Source organism: Tepidiforma sp. (assembly GCF_026419595.1).
Lineage (GTDB): Bacteria > Chloroflexota > Dehalococcoidia > Tepidiformales > Tepidiformaceae > Tepidiforma.
Window position 1 is genome coordinate 40,177 of the sequence record NZ_JANZZD010000020.1, and the last position, 9,536, is coordinate 49,712.

Consider the following 9,536-nt stretch of genomic DNA (forward strand, 5'->3'; position numbering starts at 1 on the left):
CTTCGCCCGCTCACCCTTCGGTCGTCAGCGCGTACTCGAGCGCGTCCGCCAGCGCCAGCCAGCTCGCCTCGATGATGTCCGTCGAGGAGCCGACCGTCGTCCAGTGCCGCGTCCCGTCGGTGCTCTCGATGAGCACCCGCACCCGCGCGCCCGTCGCCGACTGGCTGTCGAGGATGCGCACCTTGTAGTCGACGAGCTTCACCTGCTCGAGCTGCGGGAAGAGCGGGTTGAGCGCCTTCCGCACCGCACCGTCGAGCGCGTTCACCGGCCCGTTCCCTTCGTGCGCCGTGTGGATCGTTTCGCCGTTGATGTTCAGCTTCACCATCGCCTCGGCGAGCATCTCGTTCGCGCCGTCGCCCTTCCGCACGCGCCGCCGCTCGACGATGACGAAGTCCTCCAGCTCGAACGGCGCCCGGTAGCCCGGCAGGCTCCGCCGCACGAGCATCTCGAAGCTCGCCTCGGCGCCTTCGTACTGGTAGCCCTGCGCTTCCCGCTCCTTCACCAGCTCGAGCAGCCGCTTGATCTCGTCCTGCGAGAGGAAATCGAGCCCGGCCTCCTTCAGCTTCATCACGAGGTTCCGCTGCCCCGAAAGCTCGGACACGAGCACCCGTGACCGGTTGCCCACCAGCGCCGGGTCCACGTGCTGGTACGCCTTCTCGTCCTTGATGATGCCCGCGACGTGGTAGCCCGCCTTATGCGCGAACGCCGACGCGCCGACGTACGGCGTCTGCGGGTTGAGCGCCATGTTCGCCAGCTCGGCGACGTAGTTCGCCACCTCCGTTAGCCGCGCCAGCTGGTCGTCCTCCAGCACATCGATGCCGTATTTCAGCTTCAGGTTCGCCGCGATCGTCAGGATGTCGGCGTTCCCGCACCGCTCGCCGTAGCCGTTCACACAGCCCTGCACCTGCCAGACGCCCGCCTCGACCGCATGGAGCGAGTTCGCCACTGCGAGTCCCGCGTCGTTGTGCAGGTGGATGCCCAGCCGCACGTCCTTCACCCGCTGCTGCACGGCCTCCACCGCCCGCAGCATCGACCGCGTCGTCATCCCGCCGTTCGTATCGCAGAGGACGAGCGCATCGGCCCCGGCCCGCGCGGCCGTCACGAGGCACTGGAGCGAGTAATCCGGGTCGCCGTAGAAGCCGTCGAAAAAGTGCTCGGCATCGAAGAACACCGTCTTCCCGAGCTGCTTGAAGTAGCGGACCGTGTCCGCGATCATCGCGAGGTTTTCCTCGGGCGTCGTCTCGAGGATGTCGGTGACCTGGTAGAGGCTCGCCTTGCCGACGAGCGTGACGCCGGGCGTATCGGCCGCCACCATGCTCTGGATGTTCGCGTCGGCCTCGCAGGTGGTGTTCGGCTTGCGCGTGCCGCCGAAGGCGCTCACCTTCGCGTGGCGGAGCTTCACCTCCCGCAGCCGGCGGAAGTACTCGGCGTCCTTCGGGTTCGAACCGGGGAAGCCGCCCTCGATCCACTCGAAGCCGAGCTCATCGAGCTTCTTCGTGATCCGGATCTTGTCTTCCACCGAAAGCGAAATCCCCTCCATCTGCGAACCGTCGCGGAGGGTCGTGTCGTACAGCTGCACCTGGTCAGTAGGCATAGGAATCCCTTTCTCCAACGCGTGGGCGAACGCCGGGCGAAACGAACCGGGTTGGGAAGGGCGCTAAATCGCACCCCCGCGCGATGGACGCGGGGTTGTTCTCACCTGGGGCCGGTCGGCCGGACTCACGCGTTCCATGCTATCACGCCGCCCGCCGCCGACGGCAAACGTTTGCAGCTACGCGACGAACGAATTGACCGCCCGCTCCAGCTCGTCGAGGTCGAACGGCTTCGGCAGGATGGTCGCCACCCGGCGGGTCCGCGGGTCGTCGGCTTCGAGCACGCCTTCGCCCGTCATCAAGACCACGGGCGGGCCGGGTTCGCTGGCCGCTTCGATCGCTGCTACCACCCGCATCCCGTCGCCGTCCGCCAGGTGCAGGTCGAGCAGCACGAGGTCGAACCGCTCCCGCTCCAGCAGCTCCACGGCTTCCGCTGCCGAGGCGCACCACGCCACGTCGTGCCCGTTGTTCACCAGCACCTGCCGGATGAGGCGCGAAATGGTGCGCTCGTCTTCGGCGAGCAGGATTCTCATCGCGCGTTGCCACCTCCGCCGCCACCAGTCTCGCCCAGCGGCAGCACGACGGCCACGCGGGCGAAACGTTCGCGACGCTCGCAGTGTACGGAGCCGCCCATCGCGACGACAAGCTGCCGCGCGCGAAAGTAGGAGAATCCCGCATCCGCCGCGATCGGCCGGGGCTCGCCGCCGCCGGCGCCGCTCGCGAGTTCGATCACGGCGGCGCCTGGCTCCAGCCGCCCTGCCAGCCGCACCACGCCGCTCCCGTCGCCGACCCGGTTCACCGACCGCGCCAGCCCGGCGATCGCCCGCACCAGCCGCGCCGCGTCCCACGGTCCCTCCACGCCCGGCACGGGGCCGCCCTCCAGCTGCGGCGCGCCGCCGAGCAGCTCCGCCGCGGCCGCGACGGCGGCAGCCAGGTCGCAGGGCCCCGGCGCCAGCGCCAGCTTGCCGCGTTCGAGCCGCGACATCTCCTGCAGGTCGTCGGCCAGCGCCTGGAGGTCATCGACCGAGGCGAGGAGCATCTCCGCGAGCTCGCGGTCCAGCTGGAGCCCTGCGTCCCCATCGGCGCCCCGTTTTGCCAGTTCGATCACCATCCGGATGGAGGTCAGCGGCGTCCGGATTTCGTGGGCGAAGGCGCCCATCGCCTCGCGCCGCAGCGTCTCTGCATCCGGCTCCGCAGGCCACGCGTCGCTCATCGATCCCCCGGCGCGCCCTTGCCGGGCGCGGTCATCCGTCCGCCGGGGCCGCCCCGCGGACGGTGAGCGGAATCATACCGGCTTCCATCCGATCGCTGCGCGCCGCCACCGCCTGCTCCTCGGCGTGGTACGAACTCCGCACCAGCGGCCCCGCCTCCACGTGCCGGAACCCCATCGCCAGCGCGGCGTCGCGGAGGTCGTCGAACTCCGCGGGCTCCCAGTAGCGCGCGACCGGCAGGTGGGCCGGCGTCGGACGCAGGTACTGCCCCACTGTCAGGATGTCCACCCCCGCGGCAGCGAGGTCGCGGAAGACCGCCAGCAGCTCCTCGCGCGTCTCCCCCAGCCCCACCATCAGCCCGCTCTTCGTGAGCGCGCCGGGGTCGAGCTCCTTCGCCCGCCGGAGCAGCCGCAGCGACCGCTCGTAGACCGCCTGCGGCCGCACCTGCCGGTAGAGGCGGGGCACCGTCTCCGTGTTGTGGTTGAGGATCTCCGGCCGCGCCGCCATCACCGCCGCCAGCGCGTCATCGTCGCCCTTGAAGTCCGGGATGAGCACTTCGAACGTCGTCCCCGGCGAAAGCCGCCGGCCCCAGCGGATCGTCTCCGCGAACATCCGCGCGCCGCCGTCCGGCAGCTCGTCCCGGTTCACGCTCGTGATGACGGCGTGCCGCAGGCCCATCCGCTGGATGGCGAGCGCCACCCGCCGGGGCTCATCGGTGTCGAGCGTCCCCGGCCGGCCCGTCTTCACCGCGCAGAAGCCGCAGGAGCGGGTGCAGGTATCGCCGAGGATCATGAACGTTGCCGTGCCGCGGCCCCAGCACTCGCCGATGTTCGGGCAGCGCGCCTCCTCGCAGACGGTATGGAGCTCGCTGTCGCGCATCAGTGTCAGCAGCTCGCCGAAGCGCGGCGAGGCCGGGAAGCGGACCTTCAGCCACGGCGGCCGGGGGCCTGCACCGTCCATCCCTTCGAGCGTAGCACGCGGCGCAAGCGCCCCTCCGCGCTCGCGCTCACGGGGCCGCGTTCGCCGCCGCCTCCACCGCGTCGATCTTCGCATCGACCCCCGCGTACCACTCCCGGTACTCCGAGACGTTCCGCGTCCGCACCGCCTCGCGGCCGGCTGACGTGTGTGCGATGAGCGCATCGAGCGCCGCATCGACCCCGGCTTTCCACGCGGCCAGCCGCTCCGTCGGCGCCGGCAGCCCCCGCAGCTCCCGCGCGAGGCAGAGCGTCCGGTCGGCGTAGGCCGCGAAATCCGGCCGGAACGTTTCCCGCCGGTAGAACGTGTCGTTCGGGTAGCTCTCCCGCAGCCGCTCGCGTGCCTGCTCCAGCTCGCGGGCGCCGGCCCGGATGCGTCCCACGAACGCCTGCGGCGCCGCCGTGCCCGGCGCCGCCCGGCTCGTCGGCAGCGCCTGCGGCGAGGGGCAGACCGTCTCCGCCGGGAAGTTGCTGTCCGGCGTCCCGCAGCCGCCCAGCACGACCGCCGCCAGCACGGCCGCGACCGCCGCCCGCAGCCTCACCCGCCCGCCTCCCGCGCCAGCCACGCGAGCGCTGCCCGCACCGCGACCCCCCGGTGGCTGATCGCGTCCTTCTCCTCGTCGGTCAGCTCGGCCTGCGTCCGCCCGTCCTCCAGTTCGAACACCGGGTCGTAGCCGAACCCCCGCTCCCCGCGCGGCGCGAACCCGATGCGGCCCTCTTCGACGCCTTCGAACGTCACCGGCGGCCGGCCCGCCGCGCGCGGCCACGCGAGCGCCACCACCGCCCGGTAGCGCGCCGTGCGCCGCTCGGCCGGCACCCCGGCCAGCCGCTCCAGCAGGAGGGCCGTCCGCCCCGCATCGTCGACCCCCGGCCCCCCGAAGCGCGCCGAGTACATCCCCGGCGCGCCGCCGAGTGCGTCGACCTCGATGCCGGAGTCGTCCGCGAGCGCGAGCCCGCCGGCCGCGTCGGCGCACGCCTGCGCCTTCTTGATGGCGTTCTCGGCGTAGCTCGCGCCGTCCTCCTCCACCTCGAAGGCGATGCCCAGCTCCCGGGGCGTCACCACCTCCCAGCCCGCCGGCGCGATCAGCCGCCGGAACTCCCGCACCTTGCCCGGGTTGTTCGTCGCCAGCACGATGCGCCGCGGCGCGCGCTCGAAGTCCACCCGAAGAGTGTCGGCCACGTCCCGCCCGGCGGGCAATCGCGCCGCTTCCTGTGGTACATTCCCGCGCGCGAAACTTCGCACGAGGCAAAACGTTCATGCGCGCCATGGTGCTCCGCGGCAAGACCCTCGCCGTCGAAACCGTCGATGTCCCCGCTCCCGGCCCCGGCCAGGTTCTCGCCCGCGTCCTCGCCTGCGGCATTTGCGGCTCCGACCTCCACGCCGCGAAGTACCTCGACGACATGATCGCGGCCGCCCGCCGCTCCGGCTCGACCCAGTGGGATGAATCGGTGGAGACCGCCGGCATGGTCATGGGCCACGAATTCATCGCCGAAGTCGTCCAGGCCGGCCCCGGCGCCGAGGCCTGGCAGCCCGGCACCCGCGTCACCTCCATCCCCGTCATGATCGACCCCGCCTCGCCCACCGGCATGGCTGCCATCGGCTACAGCACGAAGTTTCCCGGCGCCTACGGCGAATACGTCCTCATGAGCGCGCCCCTCCTCCTCCGCGTGCCCGACGGCCTGCCCGATGAGGTGGCGGCCACCACCGAGCCGTGCGCCGTCGGCCTCCACGCCGTCCGCGAAGCCCGCATGCAGCCCGGCGAGACCGCCCTCGTCATGGGCGCCGGCCCCATCGGCCTCATGACGCTCCTCTGGCTCAAGCACGACGGCGTCCAGCACGTGACCGTCTCCGAACTCTCCGCCGAGCGCCGCGAACTCGCCCGCAAGCTCGGCGCCGACCTCGTCATCGACCCCCGCGAAACGCCCGTCCTCGAGGCCATCCAGCAGGCTACCGGCCGCCCGGCGCCGCCCGTCGTCTTCGAGTGCATCGGCGTCGAAGGCACCCTCCAGCAGGCGATGGACCTCGTCGACCGCATGGGCCGCGTCATCGTCGTGGGTGTCTGCATGCAGGAAGACCGCATCATGCCGATGGTCGGCATCAACAAGCAGCTCACGCTCAAGTTCGTCCTCGGCTACACCCCGGCCGAGTACGCGGAGGCGCTCGACGCGCTCGGCAAGAAGGCCGTCGACACGTCGCCGATGATCACCCGGGTCATCGGCCTCGATGAGCTGCCGGCCGCCTTCACCGCCCTCGCCGACCCGCGCGACTGCAAGGTCATCGTCGTTCCCTCCCGCTGACGGCGCGCCGGGCTGGCCGCGCGGCCAGCCGGGCTGCTAGGCTACACCTCCCCACGTGGAGGACTTCTCGCTCATCACGGCGATCGCGATAGCCCTCGGCCTCGCCGCGGCCGGGGGCTTTCTCGCGCGCTCGCTCCGCCTCTCCCCCATCGTCGGCTACCTCGCCGCCGGGCTCATCATCTCCCCCGTCACACCGGGCTACCGCACCGACCCCGCCGCCATCGCCCAGCTCGCGAACATCGGCGTCATCTTCCTCATGTTCGGTGTCGGCCTCCATTTCAACCTGCGCGACCTGATGGCCGTGCGGACCATCGCCATCCCCGGCGCCGTCATCCAGGTCATCGCGGCCAGCGCCTTCGGCACCGGCATCGGCCTCGCGTTCGGCCTCCCCTGGCGCGAAGCGCTCGTCCTCGGCCTCGCCATCAGCATCGCGTCGACCATCATCCTCATCCGCACCCTCGAAGACCGCGGCCTCCTCGGCACCATCCACGCCCGCGTCGTCATCGGCTGGCTCATCGCGCAGGACATCATCACCGTCGTCGCGCTCGCCATCCTCCCGACACTCGGCCACCACGACAACGGCCCGGCCTGGCAGAACGTCGCCTTCGCCGTTGGGCGGGCAGCCGTCTTCGTCGCCGTCATGCTCGTCTTCGGCGCCCGGCTCCTTCCCTACCTCCTCTCGCTCGTCGCCCGCACCGGCTCGCGCGAGCTGTTCGTCCTCGCCTTCGTCGCCGCCGCCCTCGGCATCGCCACGAGCGCCGCTGCCTTCGGCCTCTCCATCGCCCTCGGCGCCTTCATCGCCGGCGTCGCCGTCTCCGAAACCGAGACCTCCCACCAGGTCGCGGCCGACGTCGTCCCCCTGCGCGATGCCTTCGCCGTTCTCTTCTTCGTCTCGGTCGGCATGCTCCTCGACCCGGACATCGTCCGCGCGAACAAAGCGCTCTTCCTCGCCGTCCTCGGCGCGGTCCTGTTCGTCAATGCCGCCATCGCCTTCGTGGTCGCCGCCGTCTTCCCCTTCCCCGGCCGCACCGCCCTCGTCGTCGGCGCGGGCCTCGCCCAGCTGGGCGAATTCACCTTCATCGTCGGGTCCGAAGGCCTCCGCGAAGGCCTCATGACCGATGAGACCTACGCCATCATCCTCGCCGTCGCCGCCATCTCCATCGTCATCAACCCCTTCGCCTTCTCTACGCTCGACGCCATCGAGCGCGTGCTCCGCCGGCTCGGGCCGGTCTGGCGGTTCGTCGACCGCCAGGGCGAGATCCCCGAGCCCGAGGTGCCCCGCTCGGGCCACGTCGTCATCATCGGCTACGGCCGCGTCGGCGAACTGACCGGCCACGCCCTCGCCCAGCTCGGCATCCCCTTCGCCGTCATCGAAGTCAACCTCGAGCGCGCCCGCGCCCTCAACGCCGCCGGCATCCCGACCATCTGGGGCGATGCCGGCACCCGCGAAGTGCTCGAGCGCTGCGCCATCGAGCACGCCCGCGCCGTCTGCATCACCGTCCCCGATGAGAGCACCGCCTTCGTCGCCACGGCCACCGCCCGCGCCCTCAACCCGGCCGTGCCTATCCTCGTCCGCGCCCGCACCGGCGGCGAAATCCGCCCCCTGCGCGAGCTCGGCGCCAACGAAGTCATCGTCCCCGAGTACGAAGGCGGGCTCGAAATCATGCGCCAGGCCCTCTGCGTCCTCGGCTTCGACCCGCAGGAGGCGCTCCACCTCAGCAACGCCGTCCGCGATATCCACTACCAGGCCGAAGCCCACGACCACCCCATCTGACGCCGCCCCCGGCGGGCGAGGACGGGGAACACGGAAACGGGCCCGGTCGCGCGACCGGGCCCGCTGGCGTGCGTCCTGCCTCGCGGCGGGGCGTTATTCGATTTCGACGACGGCGCCGGCTTCGGTCAGCTTCGCCTTGATCTGCTCCGCCTCTTCCTTGCCGATGCCTTCCTTCACCTTCGTCGGCGCGGCCTCGACGAGGTCCTTCGCCTCCTTCAGGCCGAGGCCGCTGATGACCTCGCGGATCGCCTTGATGACGTTGATCTTGTTGTCGCCGAAGCTCTTCAGGATGACGTTGAACTCGGTCTTCTCCTCCTCGGCAGCCGCCGCCGGGGCCGCGCCGCCGGCCGCCGGGGCCGCGCCGGCCGCGACGACCATCGGCGCCGCCGCCGTGATCCCGAACTCCTCCTCGATCGCCTTGTTCAGGTCGCGCAGCTCGAGGATCGTCATCCCCTTGATGATTTCCAGCACTTCTTCGACTTTCGAAGCCATCGTTCTCTCCTCGTGATTCCTTTCGTGCGGTGGTCGCTGGCGGCCTCAGGCCGATTCCAGCTGGTTGGCCCGGGCATCGATGAGCCCGGCGAAGTTCCGGATGGTCGACTGCAGCAGCCCGGAGAACTGGTACAGCGGCGACTGCAGCTTGCTCACCACGTCGGCGATGAGCTGCTCCTTCGGCGGCATGGTCGCGAGGCTCTCGACTTCGGCCCGGCTGAGCACCCGGCCCTCGAGCCAGCCCCCATGCACCTCGATGTTCAGGCGCTTGCTGCGCAGGTGCTCCGTGAGCGCCTTCACCGGCCCGATCGGGTCGTCGAAGCCGAAGACCAGCGCCGTCGGCCCCTTCACGATCTCCGCCATCTCGGCCCGGCCGGCTTCCTTCGCCGCCATCGCCGCAAGCGTGTTCTTCACGACTTTCACTTCCGCGCCCGTCGGCCGGAGCGCCCGGCGCAGTTCGGTGATTTGCGCGACCGTCAGCCCACGATAGTCGGCGCTCACCGCGATGGAGGCCCGCGCCATGCGGTCCTTCACCTCGGCGAGCATCTCGACCTTCCGTGGAGTCGGCATACCCTCCTCCTTCGTTCAGCTGGCGGCGGGCGCGGCGCCCGCCATGGGCTCAGCCCGCAGACGCGCAGGAACCAAAAAACCCTGCCGCCGCGGCAGGGTCCACACCCCGGCCCGCCAGGCACGCGCGGCCCGGCGCCGGGTTCACCACTGCCTCGGCAGGCGCCTTTCGGCATTCTCCCCACGCCCCCGGCCCGGGGACGCGTCGCATCGGGACCTGCGGTCTCAGGCTCTTCGACTGTCCCCCATACCCTATCGGCATCCCGCCCAACGGACAAACCCGGGAACAGGGAACCGGGAAGCGGGAGAAGGGAGAAGGGAGAAGGGAGAAGGGAGAAGGGAGAAGGCTCTCCCGGCCGCGTCTCCCCACGCCCGGCTCCGCACCCCGTAGCCGCGGGGCTCCGTCCCCGCGGAGGGCCGGGAGGCCCACCCCGACGTTCGCATCCGCTCCCTCCCCCGGTTCCCGTCCCCCGGGTCCCGCTTCCCGGGACATCCGTTGGGCGCATGGCGCCCCGCGGGGACGGAGCCCCGCGACTACGGTCGGAGGTCATCCTCTCCCTGGTTCCCGCCTCCCGCCTCCCGCCTCCCGGTTCCCGCCTCCCTCCTCCCTCCTCCCGCCTCCCAACTC

10 protein-coding genes are annotated in these 9,536 nt (G+C 71.2%); 2 read left to right on the forward strand and 8 right to left on the reverse strand.

Features of this window, described 5'->3' with window-relative positions; translation table 11 throughout:
- Positions 1-10: 10 nt before the first annotated feature.
- The 6 genes from cimA to rdgB all read right to left on the reverse strand — a co-directional run bounded on the left by cimA (position 11) and on the right by rdgB (position 4,939).
- Positions 11-1,594, reverse strand: coding sequence for a citramalate synthase (gene cimA / locus N2041_RS10790; RefSeq protein ID WP_297678592.1), 1,584 nt, complete (start codon positions 1,592-1,594; stop codon positions 11-13).
- A gap of 177 nt (positions 1,595-1,771) precedes the next feature.
- Positions 1,772-2,125: a response regulator gene (locus N2041_RS10795; protein WP_297678593.1), complete on the reverse strand. Its 354-nt coding sequence runs from the start codon at positions 2,123-2,125 to the stop codon at positions 1,772-1,774.
- Positions 2,122-2,805 (reverse strand): histidine kinase dimerization/phospho-acceptor domain-containing protein, encoded by a 684-nt coding sequence (locus tag N2041_RS10800; RefSeq protein WP_297678594.1) that lies wholly within the window; start codon positions 2,803-2,805, stop codon positions 2,122-2,124. Before N2041_RS10800 ends, N2041_RS10795 begins: the two co-directional genes overlap by 4 nt.
- 31 nt (positions 2,806-2,836) lie before the next feature.
- Entirely contained in the window at positions 2,837-3,763 is a 927-nt protein-coding gene (gene lipA, locus N2041_RS10805) for a lipoyl synthase (RefSeq protein WP_297678595.1), read from the reverse strand.
- A 46-nt stretch (positions 3,764-3,809) separates the two neighbouring features.
- Entirely contained in the window at positions 3,810-4,319 is a 510-nt protein-coding gene (locus N2041_RS10810) for a hypothetical protein (RefSeq protein ID WP_297678596.1), read from the reverse strand.
- Entirely contained in the window at positions 4,316-4,939 is a 624-nt protein-coding gene (rdgB, locus tag N2041_RS10815; protein ID WP_297678597.1) for an RdgB/HAM1 family non-canonical purine NTP pyrophosphatase, read from the reverse strand. The genes N2041_RS10810 and rdgB overlap by 4 nt, the downstream gene beginning before the upstream one ends.
- A 95-nt stretch (positions 4,940-5,034) precedes the next feature.
- On the opposite strand from rdgB, the gene N2041_RS10820 reads away from it, so the two are divergent.
- Positions 5,035-6,075 carry a zinc-binding dehydrogenase gene (locus N2041_RS10820; RefSeq protein ID WP_297678598.1) on the forward strand — a complete coding sequence of 347 codons (1,041 nt, stop codon included), beginning with the start codon at positions 5,035-5,037 and terminating at the stop codon, positions 6,073-6,075.
- Between the two features lie 55 nt (positions 6,076-6,130).
- Entirely contained in the window at positions 6,131-7,849 is a 1,719-nt protein-coding gene (locus tag N2041_RS10825; RefSeq protein WP_297678599.1) for a cation:proton antiporter, read from the forward strand.
- Between the two features lie 93 nt (positions 7,850-7,942).
- On the opposite strand, the gene rplL is transcribed toward N2041_RS10825, so the two are convergent.
- Together rplL and rplJ are read right to left on the reverse strand one after the other, a co-directional pair.
- The gene (gene rplL / locus N2041_RS10830; RefSeq protein ID WP_270057368.1) at positions 7,943-8,341 is read right to left on the reverse strand and encodes a 50S ribosomal protein L7/L12; all 399 of its coding nucleotides are present in this window, start codon (positions 8,339-8,341) and stop codon (positions 7,943-7,945) included.
- Positions 8,342-8,386: 45 nt separating this feature from the next.
- Positions 8,387-8,911 (reverse strand): 50S ribosomal protein L10, encoded by a 525-nt coding sequence (rplJ, locus tag N2041_RS10835; RefSeq protein WP_297678600.1) that lies wholly within the window; start codon positions 8,909-8,911, stop codon positions 8,387-8,389.
- Positions 8,912-9,536 lie beyond the last annotated feature (625 nt).

Excerpts from the sequence above, each read along its gene's own strand:
- cimA (WP_297678592.1), bottom strand. The coding sequence starts at position 1,594 with ATGCCTACTGACCAGGTGCAGCTGTACGACACGACCCTCCGCGACGGT.
- N2041_RS10795 (WP_297678593.1), bottom strand. The coding sequence starts at position 2,125 with ATGAGAATCCTGCTCGCCGAAGACGAGCGCACCATTTCGCGCCTCATC.
- N2041_RS10800 (WP_297678594.1), bottom strand. The coding sequence starts at position 2,805 with ATGAGCGACGCGTGGCCTGCGGAGCCGGATGCAGAGACGCTGCGGCGC.
- lipA (WP_297678595.1), bottom strand. The coding sequence starts at position 3,763 with ATGGACGGTGCAGGCCCCCGGCCGCCGTGGCTGAAGGTCCGCTTCCCG.
- N2041_RS10820 (WP_297678598.1), top strand. The coding sequence starts at position 5,035 with ATGCGCGCCATGGTGCTCCGCGGCAAGACCCTCGCCGTCGAAACCGTC.
- rplL (WP_270057368.1), bottom strand. The coding sequence starts at position 8,341 with ATGGCTTCGAAAGTCGAAGAAGTGCTGGAAATCATCAAGGGGATGACG.
- rplJ (WP_297678600.1), bottom strand. The coding sequence starts at position 8,911 with ATGCCGACTCCACGGAAGGTCGAGATGCTCGCCGAGGTGAAGGACCGC.